Source organism: Cytophagales bacterium (assembly GCA_019456305.1).
Classification (GTDB): domain Bacteria; phylum Bacteroidota; class Bacteroidia; order Cytophagales; family VRUD01; genus VRUD01.
The window spans coordinates 36,260-61,528 of sequence record VRUD01000015.1 but is presented as its reverse complement, the minus strand read 5'-3'; the positions used below and the strand labels follow the sequence as shown (position 1 = coordinate 61,528).

The following is a 25,269-nucleotide window of genomic DNA, read 5'->3' as shown; positions in this document are numbered from 1 at the left end:
GGGGGCTGGGTATACCAAAAAATGTCTTCGTCCCATAATCCGGGAGAATACAACATGCTTCCTGTGAAGTAATAATGTAAAGCATTTAATTGAGGCCTGAAGTCCCGGTAATCGCAACTGTTCAATTTGAAAAATAACGAGCCATCGTTTGCACCATAATTAGGGAGCATACCTGTTATAGTGTCCTGATGCTGGCAGAGCAGGTCAAGGGATTTTTTAAGACGATCGTGAAGCTGGTCAGAGAACTTTTCATTGTTGGCACGGGCAAGATAGAATGCCCATGTGTAAAGTTGTATGACCACCCTATGGTAGTTAAATGAAAATTGCAGGTAAGAACCGTCTTGATAGATTTGGCAACCTTCTTCCTCAAGGTATCGTTTGCCTTTTTTCTTAAATTTTTGACTGTTGGGGAGAAAAGGAAAGAGTAATCCAACTACATATAAAAGCAGGCTTTCTGTAATAGTGTGATTGTTTCTTACGGCAATCCTGGAAAAATTAATATTTTTTTCGACATGCCTGGTTTGCCAGTAGATTGAGTTTATTACTTTTTGAAATATTTCATTGGTTAAAAACGCTGAATGTTTGTAATAATAAAGCGCAAAGATCCAGTTCAATACCCGTATCGCAATCTCCTGGCTTGATGTATAATTAGGGCCGCAGTTAAGAGGATTAGCTTCAATCCATGATAAAATTTCTTCAAAAACAAATTTTGCCTGATCATCTTTGCAATGGCGATCATAACGGATAATGGTGTTAAGGTAGCAAAAGCGTGATTTTTCCCAAACATATTTTATATCGCCATTTTCAGGGACAAACTCATTGATCTTTGTCCAGTGTTGGTGCACTACATATTTATAACCACTGTCAGGATTTGTGACCCAATCATAATTTGCTAAATCCACATGAAAAGCATCAAAAAATTTGATCTTTCCTTCTTTTATATGCTGAAATTCTGATTTTAGATCAGCTATTTCTTTCTGGTCAAGGGAATATCCTGATAGATCATCCCGGGAGTTGAAAAAGAAATTTGCCGGCAATGTAGAGACGTTGTATGCAACGTCTCTACATTGCTCCAGGTTTCTTTTCCAGTTTGTGAGTGAAATGAACCGTTGTATTTTGTATGAGACAGGATATTTCCTTTTTAGCAGGCCTGTTTTTTTTCTTATTTCATAAAAAGTGCGAAACACAATGTATCTCGCACCCATATTACGAAAAAGATTTATAGCTTTTTTTATTGAATCCACTCTAAAAAGCATGCACTGAACGAAGTGAACGTGTCAAAAAAATAAAATTGGTAGATATTTTCTTTGTCTTTGGATTTACTTTTATTTTCATTGTTTACCCCGTTAAATCTCTTCCATTTAATAGGGCGCTTTGCGCTTTAATATTTAGCTATCCACGCATCGGTCACGCCTTTAGCCATTACTTCTTTCAGGCGTGCTTTGGCAGCTCTGCGGTTTAAGTAAGTGCCGGCAAAATATCTATAGTATCCATCGGGGTCTTTTCGGCTTGTGATGCCGTCAAGTCCTAAAAGATTGAGATTGCTTTCGGGTATAGGAAACTTGTAAGCGCCAATTTGAATTTTGTAAACGATTCCACTACTGTTTCCGTAACCACTGATACCTCCATGATAGATGTTCAGCCATGCATCTGTTACGCCTTTTGCTTTTAATTCTGCTAAACGTTCTTTTGCAGGACGCAGGTATTTATAAGCTCCCGCAAAATACCTGTGCCACCCATCGGAGCCTTTTCGACTCGTGAGGTTTTTATCAACTTTTGAAAGCCGCGAGTCATTATTTGGCAGAGGATGCCTGGATGCAGCGATTTGTATAAGATACTTATAAGGGCTTGGGGAAGCAAATTTTGAGGAAGCTGCTGCTGGTTTTTTATAAGACGCAGAAGGGGGTGGAGTAGAAGTAGCTTGTGAACTTTTATTACTTCTTTGAAATTCCGCGAACCTGTCTTCTTTTTCTTTTCGTTTCCGGTCTTCTTCTGCCCTGGCTTCTTGCTCCTTACGTCTGCGTTCTCCTTCCAGGTCCACTGTAGGTTCTGGTTCTGCCAGCGCTACGACAGGCGCTGCCCCAATAGAAATTGTGGTGGGGTCAATATTTATAGCTGTTCGTTGATTGTCTTTAAGGTATTGAAATTTACCCGCGATCGTTTGGTCACCCGATACATCAGAGGCAACCGCAACCTTATAGGATGCTGTATATTCAGCTCCGGGGGGTAATGACATCCAGATTATTTTCACCGCCTGTTCCCTGAATGAAAAATTTCCGCCTTTTGCATCAATGGCAGTAGCTGTAAACCCCGGTGGTAAATCTTGTTGCAGCTTTCCAAATCCTGCTGTGGAACCTTTGTTGATAATTACTTCCACTGTGAATTCACCTCCTGGTTCAGCCGAAGCGGGCATGTTGGTAGTAACGCTCACATCCTGGCTGAAGGCCTGTGAAGCTATTAAAATAGCTATTGCTAGGTATAGAATTTTCTTATTCATTGTTATTATGGTTTGGTTCAGAATTATTAATCACTTCTTTTACTTTTATTAGAAATTTTTCAATATCAGTTGCAAGATAATTATCTACCGTCTGAAAATAGTCATCAGATTGTTTCAGATATTCTTCAAATTTTTCCATCTTTACTGTTCAAAAAAGTAATCAATTAATTCATAAATAGTATCCACCGTAAAATCTGTTTCACCTTCAAAAAAAGCATCAATCACTGCATAAATTTCATCTGCCGAAATGTTTTCGTCACTGTCGGTATCTGCTGAAATATACTCGGCTGGAAAATTGGAAGTAGAAGCAACTACTGGTCCCGGTTCAGTGATGATTGGCTCAACCGGTTTAGGTTTCTTTCCGGGCTTAGGACCGAAATTAATGGTCAGATTAAACGAAGCATAACCGTATCTATCCATTTTACCCAATGGTGTATTTTCGCCCCAACCACTCCCGACTACGTTTGGATCGTCTGCAGGTCCATGGTCTTTGATTATTTTTCCATTTTCATCAATTATGTCTAATTTATCGGTATTGATATTTCTTACACAGAATTCTAAACCCAAGTCTATATGGTCACTGATGCTGAAATTGATACCTAAGCCGAGAGGCACAACCATTTCAGTTTGCCGGAACTTAAAAGGACTTGGGATTGTAGCTTCATCTTTATGGGCGTTGCCATATTTTTTATACCCATAAGCCGCTACAATGTTACCACTAGAGTCTTTTCTTATAGATTCAAAATTTGTAAAACCAACGCCGAGAAAAAAATATGGGGTTACTATTCTATCTTTGGTAAAATTTAGATGAAAATTGAGTGTATAGTCAAAAACTTTAGCTTCCAGTGTACTGGAATCAGTTGTTGCCTTAAGCGTTTCATTCAATAAATGTCCCTGAATAGCAAATACAGGTGAGAGTTTCTTATTAACCGCTAATCCAAACCCATAACCTATCTGAGTTTTAGCTGCGAAATCACCAGCGTAAAACATTCCACCTCCATGTAAGCCAATACCCCATCTTGTGTCCTGGGCAGACAAAAATGCAAATGAAAAAATAAGTGTTATTATTAATATAATTCTATACATATACTGACCAATAACAACTACAACTAAGTTAAAAGCACAAATATAGAAATGTTTATTTTCTTAATCAAAGAATATTAAACTTATCATTATATTTATAAAAAAATGAGACTTTTTCAAAAATATCGTAAATTTGCACTTATTACGTATAAAAAGAAAAATGGTTTTCTTTTATTAATAGACGGGTATGATTAAATGGTTTGTAAATATCACTGTTTTATTTATTTTATTATCAGCGTGCACTTCAAATAAAAAGTTAGTTTATCTTCAAAATAAAAGCCATAGGATCAAACCCGGTGAGCTTATTGCTCATAAAAAGTACCTCTATAAGATCCAACCTAATGACGTTTTATCCGTTAAAATTTTAGGTTTAGACCCAAACACTACCAGTTTTTTTAATATTGAATCAAATACTGCCTTTAACCAGTATAATCCGGCAGCATTATACCTGAATGGCTATTCAGTGAATGATTCAGGATACATTTATCTGCCGATAATAGGACCGCTCAAGGTTATAGACTACAGTATAGAAGAAGCTGCATCATTGATACAGGCCAAAGTTGACGAACATTTGAGTAAAGCTACTGTAATTGTAAAATTAGTAAACTTTAAGCTCACTGTGTTGGGTGAGGTGAAAAAACCGGGGATGTATAACATATATAATGATGGAGTTACTATCCTTGAAGCGCTTGGTTTGGCAGGAGATATAACAGATTTTGGCAACAGAACCAATGTGATGCTGATCAGGCAGACTGCGCAGGGGGCAATGTTGTTTAATATTGATCTGACAGACTCGGAGATGATCAGGTCGAATCTTTATTTTTTATTACCGGGTGATGTGATTTATGTAGAGCCCTTGAGAACGAAACAAGCAAGATTGAGCGTGCCAACGGCTTCGCTGATTTTATCGGGGATAACCACTTTGGTGCTTATATTAAATCTTTTTAGACCTTTCTAAGATTAAGAGAGTTTTTTATTTATATAAAATATTTGTAAATTTGTTTATTTTCAATATTATGGGCGTCTCTAAAAACTACATATTTTTTAAAACACACCCCTTGCCCCTCTTGATAGAGGGGAATGTATGGTGTAGTTTTTAGAGATGCCCTTATATCATTATGTACAATTGGTCAACAGATTTAACGGAACTCAAAAAAGACTCGGAAAAATACACCATCTGGAAGTTGGAGCAGTTGATAAACTACGGGTTGGATGAAGAAAAGATAAATGAAAAGGAACTGAGAAAATATTGGGATAAGCTTTCCCTTGATCCTGTCAGACGGAAATTTATGGCTTTGCTCTTATATGGAAACAAAGATTCTTAGTGAAACATGTACTGTGTTTTTACAAAAAATCAAGGAGAATGACTTTCTGAAAAATAACTTCTATTTAACAGGAGGTACAGCATTAGCAGCATTTTATTTGAATCACCGTTATTCTGAAGACCTTGATTTTTTTTCTGAAAACCAATTTGATGTTTCAGAACTGAATGTTTTTTTAAATGGTCTAAAAAAGCAACTAGGTATTAAAAAAATAGACTTCCAGCAAAGCCTGAATAGAAATATATTTTTCGTACACTTTAATGAAGAAGTGTTAAGAATCGAATTTACATATTTCCCTTTCCCTCGTATTGAGCGAGGCAGGCGTGAATACGGGATTGAGATCGACAGCATTCTTGATATTGCCGTTAATAAGCTTTTTACCATTTATCAAAGAAGCAAAGCCCGTGACTATATTGACCTCTATTATCTTTGTACTGAAAAAGGATATTCCATCACTGAATTAATTGCAATGGCGAAAGCCAAATTTGATTTTCACATAGGCCCTTTGCAGCTTGGTACACAATTTTTAAAAGCTAAAGAAGTAAAAGATTATCCGAAAATGATAAAAGAAATACAACATGAAGTATGGAAAAGTTTTTTCATTGAAGAAGCAAAAAAGTTTAAAAAAGACATACTGAATTAAAGAAATGCCCAAAATGAGCTAAAATTCATCCAGAGCACTCGGGATATTTAGTCATTTTAAATTTATTAAGAATGGATAACCAAAACAACAAATACCAGGAACAGGAAGAAACCATAGATATCAAAGCGCTGTTTTTCAAGTTTTACAGGCACTGGCACTATTTTGTGATAGCAATTTTAGTGGCATTATCAACAGCTTTTATTATCATCAGGTATTCGGAACGCATCTATAAGGTAAGCGCTACAGTTTTGATCCGCGATGAGTCCAATACATCGCTGGGAGCTGAAAATCTTATGGAGGAGCTGGAATTATTCAGCAGGCGTACAAACCTGGAGAACGAAATAGGTGTTTTGAGGTCTTATAATATGATCAATAACGCCATTTCAAAGCTTGATTTTGATGTTTCCTATTTTAGCGAAGGCCGTATACGATCCGTACAAAGATATAAGGATTTTCCATTCAGAGTTGAGCTTGATTCCACAAGCAGCCAGCTTATTGATGTCCGTTTTTATTTAAAATCCCTGTCTAATGGAAAATATCAAATAAAAGCCAAACAGGACGATATCCTCGTATATGATCGGGTTGATAATAAGGTATTCAGAAAAAAAGATGAAGAGGTGAATATTAATAAAACTTTTAATTTTTATCAACCATTTAAAAGTGAAAACCTTGCTTTTACCATCTATCCTCAACAAGTAACCAACGCGCATTATAAAAAAAGTGATAAATTTTATTTTGTAATTAACGATCTGGATAAGGTGGTGGAAGACTACCGTAATAAGATCACGATTGAGTCTATCAACAGGAATGCATCTATACTTGAGCTAACTGTAGAAGGGCCTGTGGTTGAAAAAGAAATTGACTTCATAAATAAATTGGCAGAAGTATATATTGGGAGCGGTCTGGATGAAAAAAATCAAATTGCCATTAATACCATCAATTTTATTGATGATCAACTAACAGGAATAATAGAATCGCTGCAGCGAACAGAAAAAGAGCTGGAACTTTTCAGGGCTACCAATAAGATAATGGATCTAAGCTATGCAGCAACCAATGCTTTTGATAAGCTTGAAGAATTAGAATCACAAAGAGGTATTTTTATTCTAAAGACTAAGTACTACGAATACATCCTGGATTATCTTGAAAATGACAATGATATTTATCAAATTGTTGCCCCTTCGGCTGTTGGCATTGATGACCCGCTTTTGAATAATCTTATAGGCGAACTGTCAAAATTCAATGCTGAAAAAAACGCTTTATCATACAGCGCTAAAGAAAAAAATCCGTACTTAAAAGTGTTGGGCCTGAAAATTGAAAGTACCAAAAGATCGCTGGTTGAAAATATTAATAACCTGATAAATTCCACAAAAATCTCTGTCAGCGATATAGATGATAGAATTGCAGTTATTGAAAATAGTATCAATAGGCTGCCAAATACAGAAAGGCGATTGGTAAATATACAACGGCAATTTAACCTGAATGATAATATTTATACTTACCTGCTTGAAAAGCGAGCTGAAGCAGGTATCGCCAAAGCTTCCAATACACCTGACAACAGGATTGTAGATAATGCCCGGGTGGCAGGAAAAGGCCCTGTATCACCCAGTATACCGTTATTTTTTACGGTTGCATTGGTTTCTGCCTTTATTTTCCCAACCATATATATCATATTAAAAGATATTTTAAATGATAAGATAATAGATAAAAAAGACCTGGAAGACAATACCAAAATCCCTATATTGGGCGCTGTAGGGCATAGCGCTACAGGCAGGGCAGGAATAGTAATAGAGAATCCCAAGTCAGCCATAGCAGAATCATTCAGATCTTTGAGAATAAATCTTCAGTACCTCGCTGCCGGCAAGGACAAAAAGGTTATAGCTATCATTTCATCTATCAGTGAAGAAGGCAAAACGTTTTGTGCCATTAACCTTGCTTCTATTTTAGCATTTTCCGGTAAAAAAATCTTATTATTCGGTACTGACCTGCGCAAACCCAAAATACATGATGATTTTAATATTGATAATAAGATTGGTCTGACCACTTATCTGATAGGCAAATGCTCTGTTGCAGATATGACCCAATCCAGCAAGGTAGAAAACCTGGATATCATTACCTCCGGCCCCATCCCCCCCAATCCTGCCGAGCTGCTTGGAATACCACCCATGGATGAACTAATGAAACAACTAAAAAGCCGCTATGATTACATTGTTTTGGATACCCCGCCAATCGGGCTGGTATCAGACTATTTTGTATTGATGAAATATGTAGATGTAAATATTTATATCGTAAGGCATAATTATACAAACAAAAACCTGCTGTCAAAGATCAATGACCTGTATGACAGCGGCAGAATTAACAATTTGAGCATTATTATTAATGATATTAAGCCGGTTGGAATAGGGTATGGATATGGGTATCGTTACGGTTATGGTTATGGGTACGGGTATGGGCGCCATTACGGGTATTATGAGGATGGGATGGATAAGGGGGAAAATTTTATTAAGCGGTTATTTAAAAGAAAAAATTAAAGATCTTTTAGGCCCGATTGCAGATTTGATATTTAGTCCGTTTAATTTTCTGAGCGCTATATTGCTCTACATAATCCGTAAAACAGGTATTATAAGAATAGTAAATTCAGAACAGGAGATGCGGAGTATTTGTATAATATGATCAGGCATTACAAACCAGGGAAGATCATTGAGATTGGGAGTGGCTTTTCTACCCTGATGGTTATTAATGGTATTAAGCAAAACAAAAAAGAAGATGCTGATTATGCTTGCAGGCATATTTGTAAAGAATACAGGATCATTGCAGCGCTTGATTATCTGAAGACTAATTATTATGACCTGCTTGTGGAGAAATGCCCCATGTGTAAAAAATATCCTAATAAAGAAATGGCGTCATTTTATTTGATGAGGAATTAATGATACATAAGATAAAGTTACTAATAAATAAAGATGTTGATCTCAAAGAATTGCTTAGCGGCAGTTCAATATACCTTATATTTAGGATACTGGGGATTATTGTTAGTTATACTTTCATTTTATTAATTACCCGCAAATTAGGTGCCGATGCAATGGGGCTATTTTCGCTCTCTTTGTCGCTCATCTTAATGTTTGCAGTAATCGGTAAACTGGGACTTGATAATGCATTGTTAAGATTTATAGCAGAATTTACTGCACAAAAAGAGCACAATAAAGTAAAGGATGTATATCTGAAAGCATTAAAAGTGGCAATTCCTTTAAGTTTGCTGCTTACTATAATAATGTATTATGGGTCTGCTTATATTGCCAGCTATATTTTTCATAAACCCAACTTGAAGCATGCTTTTGAAATAGCCTCTTTTGCAATTTTACCTTCAGTTCTGATATTTATTAACGCTGAAAGTTTAAGAGGGCTAAAAAAAATAAGAGAATATACATTTCTTCAAAATGTAGGTATTTATTTGTTTGCTACCCCTGTTTTTTTAGGTTTGTTTTTTTATTATCATAACGAAACTTTACCGGTAATTGCCTACTTATTAAGTACTATTATAGTTGCTGTTATTAGCTTTATATTATGGTTAAAAAAACGAAATTTTAATTCTTTACAGTTTGAAAATTCTATAAAAACACGTTCATTGTTGAGTGTATCTTTTCCAATGTTCTTAGCGGCTTCATCAGTATTATTAATGGGATCAATTGATACCATTATGTTAGGAATTTTTAGAACTGAAGCAGAGGTAGGGATTTATAACGTAGCATTAAGGATTGCAAAATTTACAAGTATCACTTTGTTAGCCATTAGCAGTATAGCTGCACCAAAGTTTGCGGAATATTATGGTAAAAATGATATGAAGGGTCTTCAACGAATAGCTCAGCAATCAACAAAACTGATTTTCTGGAGCTCCTTTCCTGTTGTAGCAGCGTATTTTATATTTCCGGGAATTATATTGGGTATATTTGGTGAAGAATTCAAAGCCGGGGTAGCTACTTTAATGATTTTAGCTTTTGGTCAATTTATACATGCTATATCCGGACCTGTTGGTCAATTATTGTATATGACTAATAAACAAAATATTGTAGTATATTTTGTTTTATCCGCTGCAATTTTAAATATATTTTTAAATTATTTCTTAATTCAATTATATGGATATGTTGGTGCTGCTATTGCCACCACTATAAGTTTGATTGTATTGCATTTGTTGTGTATAATATATATCAGGAGTAAATTTAAGTTTTATATTTTTTATTTTCCTTTTTTTAAAATTAGATACTTAGTTTAGATATAAGGTTTTCTGATGTTTGAATATTTATTGCGGATTCTTAAATAATATTTTTTTAAATGAAAAGGGCATTAATATTTGTGTACAACATTTTCTATAAAATTTTTTCTAGGTTCGAACTTGGGAGATTTTATCTTTTCAGGATTTTAAAAAAATATATTACTTCTAAGTTAAAATCAGATTTTGTTCAAATTCATGGTCATAAAATGTATTTGGATTATAAAGACTCCCTTAACTTGTCAATCAGAGGAAGTCATGAACCATTTACGACTGAGTTTGTAAAAACCCAGATAAATAAAAATGATATTGTGATAGATCTTGGGGCAAATATTGGATATTATACGCTGATTTTTGCAAGATGTGTGGGAGAGGGGGGAGTAGTTTTCGCTTTTGAACCGGATCCTGATAATTTTCAGTTGCTTGTTAAAAATGTTAAGGTTAACGGATATCATAATGTTATTCTTATTAATAAAGCTGTCTCTAATTATACAGGAAAGATTAAATTATATTTATCTGAAGACAATTATGGAGATCATAGAATATATAAACCTTTGGAGAGACGCAAATCTATTGAAATTGAAAGTATTCGCTTAGATGATTATTTTAAAGATAAAAATATAGAAATCAATTTCATTAAAATGGATATTCAAGGAGCAGAATATGGAGCAATTCAGGGGATGAGTTCAATTTTAAAGAAGTATGAGAAAATTAAAATGATCACTGAATTCTGGCCAATTGGTTTACAACAAACAGATATTGAACCCGAGGATTATATAAATTTATTGCACAAAACAGGGTTTAAAGTATTTTGTGTTGATGAACAAAAAAAACAAGTTAAGCATTTTGATATTACTGAATTATTAGAAAGATTCATATCTTCAAAAGAAAAGTTTGCAAATCTTCTCTGCATAAAAAAATAGACAATGAGTTTTAATGGGAAGGACTATTTTGAGGCATGTTTTTTCAGTTCTTTGTCCACTAAGATTTTTATCATCCCACCAAAACTTATGGAAGGATACCAACCTGTTATAGCTTTTATTTTCTGATTATTGCCGAAAAGATTTCGTTTCTGCTTTTTGGTGATGAGGTTAGAATCAATTTTAACATGCTCTTGCCAATCCATCCCAAGATATTGAAATACCCCCTCCACAAAGTCCTTAACACTATGAGTATTGCCACTGGAAATGATAAAATCATCAGGTTCTGTTAATTGCATGATGCCGAATACAGCATCCACATAATCAGGAGCATAACCCCAGTCAATCCGTGAATCTAAATCCCCGAGCTTCAATTCGCCTTTTGCATTATTCTTTATCGCTATGGCCGTTTCAACAATTTTTTTAGAAACATATTTTGACTCGCGCAAAGGAGATTCATGATTATAAAATATTCCAATACATACAAAAATATTGTAACCCTTCTTTTCAAGAAGTTGGCATAGATAAGTTCCATCCTGACCAGTATGGCCTACAATAACTGCTTTTTTCATTGCCTAACAATCTCAATCTCAGGTAAAGGAAAAATGAACTTGCCACCCGATTCCAAATATGCCTTCTCTCTTTCGAGTATACCTTTTCTGAAATGCCAGGGCAGCACGAGAAAATAATCCGGATTCATTGATTTAGCTTCCTGTTCGGAAATAATAGGGATTTGTGTAAATGGAGTATATGCACCAAATTTATCTTCGTTTACATCAGCAATATAAGGAATATCATTTGGTGTCAGTCCACAATACTGTAGTACTACATTCCCTTTTGTCGAAGCACCATATCCAAAAACCTTTTCACCCTTATTTTTAATATCGGATAACAACCTGCGCAACTCATCCTTATGAGCAAAGACTCTTTCCGCAAAATTTTCATAGGGTTTTAATGTGTCTAATCTCAACTGCTTTTCTCTTTTAAAGACCTTTTCTACAGTTTTACTGGAAACATATGAAGATTGATTTTTTGTAACAACTACTATGAAACTGCCGCCATTTACATCGTTAAGCTCAACATCAATAATCCTTAATCCAGCTTTATCCATTAGCCATTGTATCTGTGACAAAGCATAATACTCTATATGTTCGTGACAAATCGTATCGTAAGCATTGGCCTCCATCATAGAAGGCAGGTAACTTTGTTCGAACACCCAGATGCCATCGTCCGCTATTACTTCATGAACTTGCTTAACAAAGGATATGGGATCTTCCAGATCATAAATCATTGCAATAGATGTAACTACTTTTGCTTTTTCTCCGGGATGATGTTTCCTCACTATATCAGCAGAAAAAAACTCAGGTATAAGCCGGATGTGCGATGGATAGTACTCTTTGAATTTAACACCGGTAGGATCAATACCCGTTAAATGCAGTTTTTTATCGGATGGATAGAACTGCAAAAGCGTGCTGTCGTTGCTGCCAATATCAATGACTAAATCTCCTTCATTCAATGCAATAAATGACTGCACGTATTGGACAATGTCTTTCAGATGCCGGACCATTGACTGATTCAGCCCTGAACGGTAGCCATAATTGAGTCCGTACATTTCAGTACTATCATAAGAATGATGAAGCTGAACCAAATGACATACAGTACTATCCTGGTTTTCGGAATGGCACTTCACCAATTCCAAAGGACCAGAGGTAATCCTTTCATCCTTGTTTTTAGGAAACACACCGGTTAATGCCTGTTCTCCTAGATGAAGGAGTGAAACCAAATTTTCATTTCCGCAAATCCTACACTTGTCAATCTTTTTATACATCAGTAAATATCTTTTATAAAAATCATTATATCTTGGCTAAAGCCATCTGAAGAATCATTTGTTGTTGCAGGTCTCCATCTACCCAATATAGGGTCTTTCAGTAAAGATATTCCTGCTTTAGTAAAACTATCTGATAAAAAGTTTTGGTAATATCCAACTGCTTTTTCGGGGTTAATTTCCTGGTGAAGTCTGTAATAAGAATGGTTATAAGGAAAGTCTAACATTCTACCTTGATGACCATAATCCATCAGAAAGGTTGAAAAAAAACAGTAGCCGCCAGGGTGAAGCATACGGCTAATTTCATTGATGTAATGGGCGACATCTTCAGGTAACATATGCGTGAATACTGATATTAGAATAATTATATCTGCATTTTTATCCGGGTAAGAAAATTGAAACGAATCAGCAGAAATCTCACCTTTAGTATTATAGACGTAATTATGTACATCCATATGTTGAAAAACAAAATCTTTCTTTTTGAATATTGAATTTTTTTTACATTCAGCAATAACTAATTTATCTACGTCCATACCAATATAATTTCCATTTTCAAGAATATTTGCTAAACCAAATGCAATCCTGCCACATCCACATCCTATCTCTAATATTTTGCTTTGTGGTTTAAGATTTGTATGTTTGCTCAGCAATTGAGTTATTAATTTACCACTATTGGCAAATATTTTGCCACCAAATTGACCCTGAACGCCATTAGATCGCACACGTATAGAATATTTAGGTATATTACCAAGACTATTTACCTGACGTGTTATCCAATCCGGAATATCTATACAGTGAAAAATTAATTTAATATATTTATTCTTCCAGGAAATGCCTGTAAATTTTTTCTTTAACCATTTTTGTAAGATTATCATCATTGTTTGTAATTTTTTTGTCAATTTTATAAAATTGAATTATGCAAAAATACTTAAATTATATTGTTTTTATAGTTGGTGCCTTTTTAATAGCACTCTTACCTTTATCAATAGCTATTCTATTAGATATAAATGGGAAGGACTATTTTGTTTTTTTTTACCTGAGCATTGTGATATGTGTTGCTACCTTCCTGGGTTTTAAGCATTTAAAATGGGCTCTTCTCACCTTAATTATCATATTACCCTTTCAACCCTTGCTAAGCATGCCTTTTTCACATTTTGTTAGTGGCAGCACTATAAAAGCATTTGTTGCCACTAAAGAGATTTTTGTTTTTTGCCTGTTAGCAATATTGTTTATTAAGAATTTTAGAAAAATTAATTGGAAGTTAGTGGACCTGATGGCGCTTTTATTTATTTTAGTTTATGGCATTTTTTTTATCACCTCTTCTTCCGGTTTTTTTAGCAGGGTTGTATCTTTTAGAGAGGGCTTTATGATAGTTGCTTTTTATTTCATTGGAAGGTTAAGTTTGTTTACTTACAAAAATGTTGAGTTTCTTTTGAGATGGATGATATTAATTGCAATATTAGTGGTTTCATTTGGTTTCATAGAGCGATTTATATTTAATAGCGAAATATGGGAAATAATCGGAAGTATTCGCTATTCAGAGCTTAAATATGAGGGGTCTGATTTTATATTAGCAAAGTATAAAGGATTGCCGGTAATTTGGCATACCTATCTATTATCAGATCAATATAGAAGAATGGTTGGTACTATTGGAGAAGCTACTTCACTTTCCAGGTTTCTAGCTTTTCCTGTTTTAACACTTTTTTATATTAGAGGGATTTTGGGCAACAGTAAGAACCTTTTTTTTATACAACCATTAGTTTTGATGATGCTAACATTGGGCTTGATCCTCACACTTGGAAGGGGCGGACAATTAATAGTTGTATTAGGTATAATTGTTTTATTGGTAACACGGACAAAGTTTATCGGAGCAATCATTTCTGCATTACTTTTATTAGTGCTTTTTGCCCAGGTTGCTCTTTTTAGCCCCGACAGTCCCAATGCCATAAGGCACCTAACTGGCTTAGCCGCTGGGTTAAGTGGGCTTGCAGCAAACCCATTTGGGAATGGATTGGGCTCTTCCGGACAATTAGCTTTTTTATATGGCTCAGGGCTTGATGAAAAAGTAACCGAAAGTTTTATTGGCGGATTGGGATATCAGTTGGGATATTGGGGATTGATCTGTTATTTCCTTTTTTCTACATTTTTATTGGTTAAACTGTTTATGGTATTTAGGAAGTTTAAGATAAAGAATCCTAAATTGGGCTATACCTGTTTATTGACTTTTTCAGCAATTCTCGGTATCTTTTTAACTTCTTTTTTGGCTAATTCAGCAGTTTCGCCCATTTCTGCGGGGATTCCACTTTTATTTAGCGGATTAGTTTTAAGTTTATTTGATATAGAAAGATTTAAAAACTATGATCAAGAAAGGAAAAAATAAAGCAATGTCAATAGCTTATAAAATATCCACTTATAATCGTAGAAAAAAATGGGATTTTTTTTTAACTGAACTTAAACCAATCAAAGAATCAAAAATATTGGATGTGGGGTTTAGTGAAAATGAATGGAACGAGGCAGATAATTTTATAGAAAAGCATTATCCCTATCCTGAAAATATCACTGCCTTAGGAGTTAATACACCTAATAAAATTTTGGTAAGATATCCGAAAGTAAAAGCAGTTAAGTATGATGGTAAGAAATTCCCTTTTTCAGATAAACAATTTAATATTTGCTGGTCAAATGCTGTAATAGAACATGTAGGAGATAAAGAAAGGCAATTATTATTTTTAAAGGAAATAAAAAGAGTTGCCAAAACAGCTTTTATTACAACACCTAATAGATATTTCCCAATAGAGGTTCATACCAGAATCCCTCTCTTACATTATTTACCAAAAAAATACTTTGATAAATTTCTTTATTTAATTGGTAAAGAAAGGTTTGCTGGTGATTATATGTTTCTTTTGTCTTTAAAAGATATTAAAAAACTTTTGTCTCAAGCTGGTATTGAGCATTATAAGATCATTAAAAACAGATTTTTTTTCTTTAATTTGACCTTTATAATCATTTTTGGCTCAACTGATAAATAATAAAGTCCACTTTTTAAAAGACGTGAGCTGTTAAAATTATGTTACCTAACTTTTTTATTGTTGGAGCTCCGAAAGCTGCAACCACATTTTTATACCATCACTTAAATCAACATCCGGAAATTTATATGAGTCGGGAAAAAGAGCCTAACTATTTTTCTTTTGAGGAGATAAGTGAACAAAATCTATTTCATTATTATAATAAGAAAGGCTTTAAAACATTAGAAGAATACGAAATTTTGTTTAATAATGTAAAGAATGAAAAAGCAATTGGTGAAGCAAGTGTTTCTTACCTTTTTTATCCAAAAGTGCCCCAAAAGATACATCAATTAGTTTCTAATGCAAAAATTATCATCATCCTTCGTGATCCAATAGATAGAGGATTTTCACATTATCTTATGGACTACAGACTTGGACTGGTACATTTGACTTTTGAAGAAATAGTTTTTCAGCGAGTCAGGCATGAAAAATTACCAATATATCATCAACAATATATAGAATTAGGATTTTATTATGAACAGGTTAAAAGGTATCTTGATACTTTCGGACTGGAAAATGTAAAAGTTTTTTTTCAGGAAGATTTAAAAAAAGATACAGAAAAGGTTTTAACTTCACTTTTTACTTTTCTGGGGGTTAATCCGAATTTTCGCTCTAATTTTGAAGAAAAACAAAATGTTTTTGAAATACCGAAGAATGATATAATACAGTATTTTTATAATATCAGGAAACTAAGAAAAGCTTTAAAATCTATTATGCCCAAATTTCTTATCTCTCAAGCCAAAGTTTTATTATTCCACAAAGGTAAAAAAGCCCAACTAAATAATGCTACAAAAACTTATTTAAAATTTTTTTACAGGGAAGATATAAATAAATTAGCAAAGCTTTTAAACAGGAACTTAAAGAACTGGTGCCATTGAAATGAGCATAAAAATAGCCATAATAGACCCTGTTGGTAGAAAAGCGGGAATGGATTATTATGACTTATCCCTCTTAAAATCAATGTCTGAATTAGGTGTTGAAACCTATTTGTTCACAAATTATGCAGAAGAAAATGATAAAATAAAGATCTTTTACCTCTTCAACACTAACATCCACAGTAAACTAAAAAAGCTGTTTAACTTTATTTCAGGTTATAGAAAGGCATTTAAAATTTGCAGAAAAGAAAGGGTAACAAAGGCAATTATTCATAATTTTTCAACATCACTAAAAGATATTATTCCTTTTTTGATTTCCAAAATTTATAAAGTTAAAATTATCTCTATAGCACATGATATTTCTGATCTTGCCAATGAAGATGTTGGAATTATTAAAAAATTAATCTATAACAAATATTCAGATACTATCGTAGCGCATAATCAATTTGCTTATAACGAATTATCTAAAATACTTAAACCCAAAATATTGAAGAAAGTTCACATGATAAAACAAGGGGGTTACTTAGATTTAGTAAATCCGAAAATAACTAAACAAGAGGGCTTAAAAGCATTAAATCTATCTAAAAAATCAAAATATATTCTTTTTTTCGGACAAATAAAAAAAGTAAAGGGCTTGGATGTCTTGTTAAATGCATTACCATATATTGATGAAAACATAATACTTATTATTGCGGGAAGACCCTGGAAAGACGATTTTAATGTCTATCAAAAAATAATTGATCTGCATAAAACAGAAAATAGAGTTATTAAAATAATACAATATATCCCTGATAATAGGAGAGAATTGTTATTCAAAACTGCTGATGCTTTAATTATTCCCCATAAAATTAGTTACCAAAGTGCTGTTTTATTAATGGGGATGAGTTATGGATTACCCGCTATCGTATCAGATTTAACAGTTAACAGAGAAATAATTATAGATAATGAAAATGGAATTTTATTTAAAAGTGAGGATAAAATTTCTCTATCTAAAAAAATAAATTATTTATTTAAGAATAAGGGATTATATCTGAAAATTAAAAAAAATGCACTACAAACAATAAAAAAAGAATATTCATGGGATGATATTGCGAAGGAATATAAAATACTATTAGAAAAAATTTAAACTTATTTTATTTTCAGGATACTCTTTATTTTCTCTACAGAAAGTCCTGTAGAATTAGCTATTATTTTAATAGCAACTCCATTTTTGTAAAATTCTTTGACTATTTCAACTTCTCTTTGCCCAGCGGCTTTTTCAGCCTTTTTTTCAGCTTTTTCAACGCCTTTTTTAATTCCTCTTTCAACAAACAATTCCCATTCACCTCTGTGATCTTGTTTTCTCATAGACATATAATCATATAATCTTAATTCTTCACCAGACCAATTAAACATTTCTGCTAGTTCATAAGCATCTTCCAGTCCTTTATCTTTTATATTATCTGGTCTTATTTCAAGATTTTCTGCATTTTTTACAAAATATACCCATTTATCTATCAGACCACTAAGCTCTTTTTCTTTTTTGTTAAATTTGGGTAATTCAATAAAATTAAATTCCAGGTCTTTTAATTCTTGCTTTAACGTATCAGTATTTAATATTAAATGTTGGGTAAGATAATTGTTGCCTGAGAAATAATTAAAATCAAGAATACCGATAAAAACAACCTGGTTTAATTTCGGGTACAGATCACCTTTTATTATTTGGGAGGAATATTCTTTGGAGATGTAAAATTGAACCCTTTTATCAAAACCTAATTTTTCAGCTACTTGCATTTCTATAATAAAAGAAACTCCTCTTCGATCTTTTGCTCTTATATCAATTATTGTTTCCTTAAATCCTTTTATCTTTGGCGCTTGAAAAGGGTTTAAAATGTCTATGTTTTTTATTTTTCGTTCATTTTTTAATTTTAACACAGCATTAAGAAATGATATAAGTATTTCTTTTTTATTTTCGCTGCCAAAAATTTTTCTAAAAGCAACATCATTTTTTACATCAACAAATCTCATAGCTGTATATTATTTTTTTTCAAAATCAATTTGCTAATGTACGAAAAAAATATTAAAGCTAAAATTTTCTAATGAAAATCGCAATCCTCGGCACCCGCGGCATCCCCAACCAATACGGTGGCTTTGAACAGTTTGCCCAATACCTGTCAAAAGGATTGGCTGAAAAAGGCCACCAGGTCTATGTATATAACCCCCATGATCATTCCTGGCAAAACAAATTATGGAATAAAGTTAATATAATTCATAAATATGATCCGGAATTTTTAATTGGCAAATTCGGGCAATTTATCTATGACTTTAACTGTATCCTGGATAGCAGAAAAAGAAAATTTGACCTGATATTACAGCTTGGCTATACCAGCAACGCTGTATGGTGGTGGCTTCTGCCGAAAAAAAGCACGACCGTTGTTACCAATATGGATGGGCTGGAGTGGAAAAATGTCCGGTATAATCCATTAGTAAGAAAGTTTCTAAAATTTGCTGAATCCTTAGCTGTTCATCACAGCCATTATCATATCGCTGATTCAGTGGGTATTCAAAATTATTTGAAAAAGCAATATCATATAGAAGCTAAATACATTCCTTATGGAGCAACTCCTTTTGCAGGATCTGATGAACCTGTTCCAACAAAGGAGGGGTCGGTATTAAAACAATATAGATTACAACCGTATAAATATGATATGTTAATCGCCCGGTTAGTGCCGGATAATAATATTGAAATGATCCTGGAAGCGGCTACTAATACTTCAATTCAGCGCGATTTCCTGGTAATCGGTAACTATAAAACAAAATATGGAAACTTTTTAAAGAAAAAATTTGTCAATAAAAACATAAAGTGGGTGGGCACGATCTTTGACCAGAATATTTTAAACAACCTTAGGTTCTATTCAAACCTTTATTTTCATGGCCATTCTACCGGTGGCACAAATCCATCGCTTTTAGAAGCAATGGCCTGCAGTGCTTTAATTTGTGCACATAACAATCAGTTCAACCGTGCTGTTCTGGGAAATGATGCTTATTATTTCATGGATAAAGATGATATAACGAAGGTATATTTAACGATCAATAAGAATAAAAATGAGCAAACAAAAATTCAATCCAACTTAAAAAAGATCCGTACATTATATTCTAAAGAAAAAATTATTAATGAGTATGCAGATTTTTTTAATAAAATATAAGTGAAACAGAAATCATTAGTTGTTACCTTTCCTCTTCTCCTCCAAAATACGCTTCGCTAACTTTCCACAAAGCTCCTTCATATCCTTCACCATTTTTTCATCATTCGTAGCTGTTTCAATACTATCAGCCATCGCCCCGATCGTATCAACATAAAATCTTTTCATTTCGTCAACCGGCATATCTTTTGTCCACAGGTCTATTTTTATGGTGCTTTTAGTTTGTTTGTCCCATAGGGCAATGTTAAGCGCTTTGGCAAACTGCGGTTGATTACCTGCATCGGTAGCTTTCCAGCTTATCGATTCGGGGACATTGTCCTTATCCAATACGATGGTAATTTTTATTTCAGATTTTTTCATATATTTGTAAAAAATATTGCCACAAAGGCACAAAGATACACTAAGAAATTATATTATGAAAAAGGGAAAAAGGGAAAAAGGTAATAAGGAAATAGAGGGAAATCTACATCTTCCCACCCTTCCGGGTGGGCACCCGTTAGGGGTGACATCTTCCATCTTCCATCAAACATCTTCCATCTTCCACCTTCCACCTTCCATTTTCCATCTATTTATCTTTTTCAGTTTTGTAATAATTACCTGCTCATCCAGGCAAAATACTACAGCACAAAATTACACTATTGCATCATACAATGTTGAAAATTTATTTGATACTTTCGATGATCCGCTACAATGGGGAGATGACGAATTTCTGCCTTTAAGCAAAAGGCAATGGAATTTAAAAAAATACAACGATAAGCTTGAAAAACTTTCAGAAGTGATATCACAGTTGGGTGATGAGGATGGTCCTGAAATTATCGGTCTCTCTGAAGTAGAAAACCTCAAAGTAGTGGAGGACTTATTCAATACAAAGAAATTACAGCAATATAATTATTCAATTATTCACCAGGATTCACCCGATAAGCGGGGAATTGATGTTGCTTTTGTTTATAAAGAAGATATTTACAAACCAATAACCTATAAAACTTATACAATTGATTTCCACAATGAACCTGATTATAAAACCAGGGATTTCTTATTGGTAATAGGAGTATTAGCTGAAACGGATACTATTATTTTTATTTTGAATCATTGGCCATCACGTTCGGGTGGAGTAAAAGCAGAATATAAAAGAGAATATGTAGCGTCAAAGGTGCGAGATGTGGTTAATTTGATATTTGGAATAAATAATAACAGTAAAATTATAATTATGGGAGATTTTAATGACGAACCTTCCAATAAGAGTATTTATAAAGTATTAAAAGCAAAGGAAGGTTTTTCAAACTTAAAAACAGGAGAATTGTATAATCCATGGTATTCATTAGAGAAAGAAAACCAGGGAAGTTATTGTTATAGAGGCGATTGGAATATGTTAGACCAAATTATTATTTCCACTGCTTTGGTAAACAATAAAAACATACATTATAAAATAAATTCAGCCACGATCTTTGCACCGGAATGGTTAAAACAACATAACAGTCAATATTATGATGGTTACCCGCTCGGAACATTTTGGGGCAAAAAATATTTAAGCGGTTATAGCGATCATTTCCCGGTGTATATTATACTATCAAAATAAATATAGACAATGCTAAATAAAATTATCCTTTTCAGTTTTGTAATAATTACCTGCTCATGCAGGCAAAATACTACAGCACAAAATTACACTATTGCATCGTACAATGTTGAAAATTTATTTGATACTTTCGATGATTCGCTACAATGGGGAGACGATGAATTCCTGCCCTCGGGTAAAAAACAATGGGATTTAAAAAAATACAACGATAAGCTCAATAAACTTTCAGAAGTTATCTCACAGTTAGGTGATGGGGATGGTCCTGAAATTATCGGTCTCTCTGAAGTAGAAAACCTCAAAGTAGTGGAGGACTTATTCAATACAAAGAAATTACAGCAATATAATTATTCAATTATTCACCAGGATTCACCCGATAAGCGGGGAATTGATGTTGCTTTTGTTTATAAAGAAGATATTTACAAACCAATAACCTATAAAACTTATACAATTGATTTCCACAATGAACCTGATTATAAAACCAGGGATTTCTTATTGGTAATAGGAGTATTAGCTGAAACGGATACTATTATTTTTATTTTGAATCATTGGCCATCACGTTCGGGTGGAGTAAAAGCAGAATATAAAAGAGAATATGTAGCGTCAAAGGTGCGAGATGTGGTTAATTTGATATTTGGAATAAATAATAACAGTAAAATTATAATTATGGGAGATTTTAATGACGAACCTTCCAATAAGAGTATTTATAAAGTATTAAAAGCAAAGGAAGGTTTTTCAAACTTAAAAACAGGAGAATTGTATAATCCATGGTATTCATTAGAGAAAGAAAACCAGGGAAGTTATTGTTATAGAGGCGATTGGAGTATGTTAGACCAAATTATTCTTTCCACTCCTTTGGTAAACAATAAAAACATACATTATAAAATAAATTCAGCCACGATCTTTGCACCGGAATGGTTGAAACAACATAATAGTGAATTTTATGAAGGTTACCCACTCAGAACATTCGCAGGCCAAAAATATTTAGGCGGCTACAGCGACCATTTCGCAGTGTATATAACGCTATCTGTCAAATAGAAAAAAAGTTCATCAATACATTGATAGCGCAGAAGAGAATGTGTTAGAAGTGGTTTATAAAATGCTAAAGATTTATTCGCACGATGAAACTATTTTAACCCATGCCCAAAAACAGGAACTTGATAAAACATTAGCCGATCACAAAGCAGGCAGGTTAAAATATTATACGCTCAAGCAAGCGCAGGAAACTGTTTACGGAAAAGCGAAAAAGCGATGAGGTTAGTAATTACCGATAAAGCCGTCAGCGATATTCAGCTACGAAATATCCGCCTTCGTAAGCACAAACTTATCCTCCTCTTCCTTAAGTTTTTTAACTAAGTCAAGGGCTTCGGGAATCGTATCGCTGCAAATAATATTTAATGACCCTTTTGGGGCGTTTTTGAGCGCGTATGCAATGGCTTCCAGCTCATTCGGAATAGCTTTCCACGGTTTGTCATTATCCTGTGAGTGAATTCCTTCAACAAGTAAGTCAATGAGTTCCTGAACCGGTCTTCCTCTTAAATTTTTGTCACAGCGAATGATGATTTCATCATACATCCGTGCAGACAATGCTCCAAGCTCTATAAGGTCTTCATCTCTGCGGTCTCCAACCCCTGCGATGATCCCTATTTTGGGGCTGGTCTCTACTTTTTCAAGAAATTTTCCAAGGGCCTTAAATCCTTCAGTATTATGTGCAAAATCAACCAGTACTTCAAATTCTTTGAACTGGAAAAAATTCATCCTCCCCGGAGTTTGTGCGGGAGAAGGTATAAAAGTTTGCAAAGCAACCCGTATATCTTCTATTTTAATATTGCGGACAAAACCGGCAAGCACAGCAGGAAGTATATTTTGTATATTAAAGATCGCTTTACCCGAGAAGGTCAACGGAATATTTACCACTTTATCCACTCTTATCTTCCAGTTACCTTTGCAAATCGTAATGTATCCGTTTTCAACAATTGTTGCCAACCCGCCATCATTACAATGTTTTTTAATGCGCGGGTTTTTTTCATCCATACTGAATAAGGCTATTTTGCAATCGAGATTTTTTTTCATACCAAATACCAGGTCGTCATCGGCATTTAGAATTGCATATCCGTTTCGAAATACAGTTTCAGGTACAACAGATTTAACCCTTGCCATTTCTTCTGCTGTATGGATGTCTTTCAATCCCAGGTGGTCCGCACCTGCAATATTGGTCACCACGGCTGCATCGCAACGAAGGAAACCTAACCCGGCTCTTAGTATGCCGCCTCTTGCACATTCCAGCACAGCAAAATTTACGGTAGGATCTTTCAGTACAAATTCAGCGCTTCGCGGCCCGGTACAATCACCAACTTCAAGCATCCTGTTTTGTATGTAAATACCATCTGTTGTAGTAAACCCTACTTTGTAATCTACCGTTTTTAATATATGGGCGATCAACCTGACAGTGGTTGTTTTACCATTGGTACCTGTGACTGTAATGATCGGGATGGTAGCGGTATTGTTCTGGGGGTAAAGCATATCAATCACCGGCTCAGCAACATTTCTCGGCAAACCCTCGGTAGGAGCAAGATGCATCCTGAAACCCGGTGCAGCGTTTACCTCTAAAATAGCCCCCCCGTTTTCATTGACGGGCATAGTAAGATCAGGCGCCATAATATCAATACCGCAAATATCCAACCCAATAATCCTTGCTATGCGCTCAGCCATAAAAATATTGTAGGGATGTACCGTATCGCTAACATCTGTTGCCGTTCCACCCGTACTGAGGTTGGCAGTAGTTTTTAAATAAAACTGCTCACCTTTGGGTAAAACAGAATCGAGTTTACGCCCGGCTATATTCAAAATATTTTTTGTCATCTCATCCACCCTGATCTCTGTGAGTACATTTTCATGCCCATACCCCCTTCGCGGGTCCTTATTTACTTTATCAATCAATTGTTGAATGGACGACTTTCCATCACCTTCTACGTGAGCCGGAGTCCGCAATGCAGCTGCTACGAACTTATAATTAATAACCAATAACCTGAAATCAAACCCCGTAACAAATTTTTCTATGACCACTTTTATTGAATAATCCCCGGCAGCTACAAAACCTTTTACTGCCTCATCCCAATTGGTAATATTGATCGTAGCTCCTTTTCCCTGGTGTCCGTCCACAGGCTTGGTTACCAAAGGATAGCCAAGATGTTTAACCGCTTTTTTAAGCTCCCGTTGCGTAGTTATTATCGCGCCTTTTGCAACTGGTATATTTGCTTTTTGGAGAAGGTCTTTTGTTTCTTCCTTATCACAGGCAATTTCAACAGCAATATCACTGGTCTGGCTTGTGATCGTTGCCCGGATACGTCTCTGATTAATACCATAGCCTAATTGAACAAAAGATTGATTGTTCATTCGTATGTAAGGGATACCTCTGCTGATAGCTTCCTGGACGATTGAACCGGTGCTGGGCCCTAATCGTTCATCTTCACGTATCTCGCGCATAGCCTGGATATCACCTTCAAGATCATATTCTGTTCCTTCTGTAAGCGCTTCTGCAATGCTCACAGAAGCTTTTGCAGCATACCGTCCTACTTTTTCTTCCATATAAGAAAATACAACGTTGTAGATACCCGGCTCACCTGTTGACCTTGTCCTTCCAAATCCACATTCCATGCCGGCAAGCGATTGTATTTCAAGCGAAATATGTTCAATCACATGTCCCATCCAGGTACCCTTCTTTACTCTTTGAAAAAAACCGCCAGGTTTACCCGGGGAACACCGGTGTTCATACAAACCCGGCAGCATTTTCTTAAGCCGCCCATAAAATCCCCTGATCTTATTGGTAGGACGGTGATCCATATCCTCAAGGTCAAGCCGCATTACTATTAGCTTGTGCCTCCTTACCGACCAATAGTTCGGTCCGCGCATAGCTTTGATCTCTAATATTTTCATCTCGTTACCATTAATTAATTTTATCCCGATGCAAATATACGAATAGCGGAATATATTACAGTTTTAATCCCCCACTAAAAACAGGGTTTTAAT

22 protein-coding genes and 1 pseudogene are annotated in these 25,269 nt (G+C 34.5%); 14 read left to right on the top strand and 9 right to left on the bottom strand.

What is annotated here, in order from left to right:
* The 3 genes from FVQ77_05050 to FVQ77_05040 form a co-directional block, all read right to left on the bottom strand.
* On the bottom strand, positions 1-1,256 hold a 1,256-nt coding region (locus FVQ77_05050; GenBank protein MBW8049700.1), incomplete at its 3' end, for a heparinase.
* A 125-nt stretch (positions 1,257-1,381) separates the two neighbouring features.
* A complete protein-coding gene (locus FVQ77_05045) occupies positions 1,382-2,497 on the bottom strand; it encodes a hypothetical protein (protein MBW8049699.1) in 1,116 nt (371 codons plus the stop codon).
* 141 nt (positions 2,498-2,638) lie between these two features.
* Complete coding sequence (locus tag FVQ77_05040; GenBank protein MBW8049698.1) at positions 2,639-3,583, bottom strand: porin family protein; 945 nt, start codon at positions 3,581-3,583, stop codon at positions 2,639-2,641.
* A gap of 184 nt (positions 3,584-3,767) precedes the next feature.
* On the opposite strand from FVQ77_05040, the gene FVQ77_05035 reads away from it, so the two are divergent.
* The 7 genes and pseudogenes from FVQ77_05035 (at position 3,768) to FVQ77_05005 (ending at position 10,729) form a co-directional block, all read left to right on the top strand.
* On the top strand, positions 3,768-4,538 hold the full coding sequence (locus FVQ77_05035; protein ID MBW8049697.1) for a polysaccharide export protein: 771 nt from the start codon (positions 3,768-3,770) through the stop codon (positions 4,536-4,538).
* Positions 4,539-4,698: 160 nt separating this feature from the next.
* Positions 4,699-4,905 carry a hypothetical protein gene (locus FVQ77_05030; protein ID MBW8049696.1) on the top strand — a complete coding sequence of 69 codons (207 nt, stop codon included), beginning with the start codon at positions 4,699-4,701 and terminating at the stop codon, positions 4,903-4,905.
* A complete protein-coding gene (locus FVQ77_05025) occupies positions 4,886-5,545 on the top strand; it encodes a nucleotidyl transferase AbiEii/AbiGii toxin family protein (GenBank protein ID MBW8049695.1) in 660 nt (219 codons plus the stop codon). Before FVQ77_05030 ends, FVQ77_05025 begins: the two co-directional genes overlap by 20 nt.
* A 71-nt stretch (positions 5,546-5,616) precedes the next feature.
* Positions 5,617-8,073, top strand: a complete 2,457-nt coding sequence (locus FVQ77_05020; GenBank protein ID MBW8049694.1) for a polysaccharide biosynthesis tyrosine autokinase — start codon at positions 5,617-5,619, stop codon at positions 8,071-8,073.
* Between the two features lie 87 nt (positions 8,074-8,160).
* Positions 8,161-8,343, top strand: a pseudogene (locus FVQ77_05015) (class I SAM-dependent methyltransferase).
* A 125-nt stretch (positions 8,344-8,468) separates the two neighbouring features.
* A complete protein-coding gene (locus FVQ77_05010; GenBank protein ID MBW8049693.1) occupies positions 8,469-9,809 on the top strand; it encodes a flippase in 1,341 nt (446 codons plus the stop codon).
* Between the two features lie 59 nt (positions 9,810-9,868).
* A complete protein-coding gene (locus FVQ77_05005) occupies positions 9,869-10,729 on the top strand; it encodes an FkbM family methyltransferase (protein ID MBW8049692.1) in 861 nt (286 codons plus the stop codon).
* Positions 10,730-10,752: 23 nt separating this feature from the next.
* Here the strand turns inward: FVQ77_05005 and FVQ77_05000 are convergent, their stop codons facing one another.
* The 3 genes from FVQ77_05000 to FVQ77_04990 are packed head-to-tail and all read right to left on the bottom strand — an operon-like array spanning position 10,753 to position 13,450.
* Positions 10,753-11,298, bottom strand: coding sequence for an NAD-dependent epimerase/dehydratase (locus FVQ77_05000; protein ID MBW8049691.1), 546 nt, complete (start codon positions 11,296-11,298; stop codon positions 10,753-10,755).
* On the bottom strand, positions 11,295-12,554 hold the full coding sequence (locus FVQ77_04995) for a class I SAM-dependent methyltransferase (protein ID MBW8049690.1): 1,260 nt from the start codon (positions 12,552-12,554) through the stop codon (positions 11,295-11,297). Before FVQ77_04995 ends, FVQ77_05000 begins: the two co-directional genes overlap by 4 nt.
* Positions 12,554-13,450, bottom strand: a complete 897-nt coding sequence (locus tag FVQ77_04990; GenBank protein MBW8049689.1) for a class I SAM-dependent methyltransferase — start codon at positions 13,448-13,450, stop codon at positions 12,554-12,556. Before FVQ77_04990 ends, FVQ77_04995 begins: the two co-directional genes overlap by 1 nt.
* Before the next feature lie 17 nt (positions 13,451-13,467).
* On the opposite strand from FVQ77_04990, the gene FVQ77_04985 reads away from it, so the two are divergent.
* Genes FVQ77_04985 through FVQ77_04970 form a run of 4 tightly spaced genes read left to right on the top strand, consistent with a single transcriptional unit; the run spans position 13,468 to position 17,614 of the window.
* Positions 13,468-14,931 carry a hypothetical protein gene (locus FVQ77_04985; protein ID MBW8049688.1) on the top strand — a complete coding sequence of 488 codons (1,464 nt, stop codon included), beginning with the start codon at positions 13,468-13,470 and terminating at the stop codon, positions 14,929-14,931.
* 4 nt (positions 14,932-14,935) lie between these two features.
* Complete coding sequence (locus FVQ77_04980) at positions 14,936-15,577, top strand: class I SAM-dependent methyltransferase (protein MBW8049687.1); 642 nt, start codon at positions 14,936-14,938, stop codon at positions 15,575-15,577.
* 38 nt (positions 15,578-15,615) lie between these two features.
* Positions 15,616-16,491, top strand: a complete 876-nt coding sequence (locus tag FVQ77_04975) for a sulfotransferase domain-containing protein (protein ID MBW8049686.1) — start codon at positions 15,616-15,618, stop codon at positions 16,489-16,491.
* A gap of 1 nt (position 16,492) precedes the next feature.
* Positions 16,493-17,614, top strand: a complete 1,122-nt coding sequence (locus FVQ77_04970) for a glycosyltransferase family 4 protein (protein ID MBW8049685.1) — start codon at positions 16,493-16,495, stop codon at positions 17,612-17,614.
* 2 nt (positions 17,615-17,616) lie between these two features.
* Here FVQ77_04970 and FVQ77_04965 read toward each other — a convergent pair whose 3' ends face one another.
* Positions 17,617-18,495, bottom strand: coding sequence for an Rpn family recombination-promoting nuclease/putative transposase (locus FVQ77_04965; protein ID MBW8049684.1), 879 nt, complete (start codon positions 18,493-18,495; stop codon positions 17,617-17,619).
* A gap of 71 nt (positions 18,496-18,566) precedes the next feature.
* On the opposite strand from FVQ77_04965, the gene FVQ77_04960 reads away from it, so the two are divergent.
* Positions 18,567-19,673 carry a glycosyltransferase family 1 protein gene (locus FVQ77_04960; GenBank protein MBW8049683.1) on the top strand — a complete coding sequence of 369 codons (1,107 nt, stop codon included), beginning with the start codon at positions 18,567-18,569 and terminating at the stop codon, positions 19,671-19,673.
* 15 nt (positions 19,674-19,688) lie between these two features.
* Here the strand turns inward: FVQ77_04960 and gldC are convergent, their stop codons facing one another.
* On the bottom strand, positions 19,689-20,030 hold the full coding sequence (gldC, locus tag FVQ77_04955; GenBank protein MBW8049682.1) for a gliding motility protein GldC: 342 nt from the start codon (positions 20,028-20,030) through the stop codon (positions 19,689-19,691).
* A gap of 55 nt (positions 20,031-20,085) precedes the next feature.
* On the opposite strand from gldC, the gene FVQ77_04950 reads away from it, so the two are divergent.
* Positions 20,086-21,246 (top strand): endonuclease/exonuclease/phosphatase family protein, encoded by a 1,161-nt coding sequence (locus FVQ77_04950; GenBank protein ID MBW8049681.1) that lies wholly within the window; start codon positions 20,086-20,088, stop codon positions 21,244-21,246.
* A gap of 9 nt (positions 21,247-21,255) precedes the next feature.
* Positions 21,256-22,278 (top strand): endonuclease/exonuclease/phosphatase family protein, encoded by a 1,023-nt coding sequence (locus FVQ77_04945; GenBank protein MBW8049680.1) that lies wholly within the window; start codon positions 21,256-21,258, stop codon positions 22,276-22,278.
* A 255-nt stretch (positions 22,279-22,533) separates the two neighbouring features.
* Here FVQ77_04945 and cphA read toward each other — a convergent pair whose 3' ends face one another.
* Positions 22,534-25,176, bottom strand: a complete 2,643-nt coding sequence (gene cphA / locus FVQ77_04940; GenBank protein ID MBW8049679.1) for a cyanophycin synthetase — start codon at positions 25,174-25,176, stop codon at positions 22,534-22,536.
* Between the last annotated feature and the right edge of the window lie 93 nt (positions 25,177-25,269).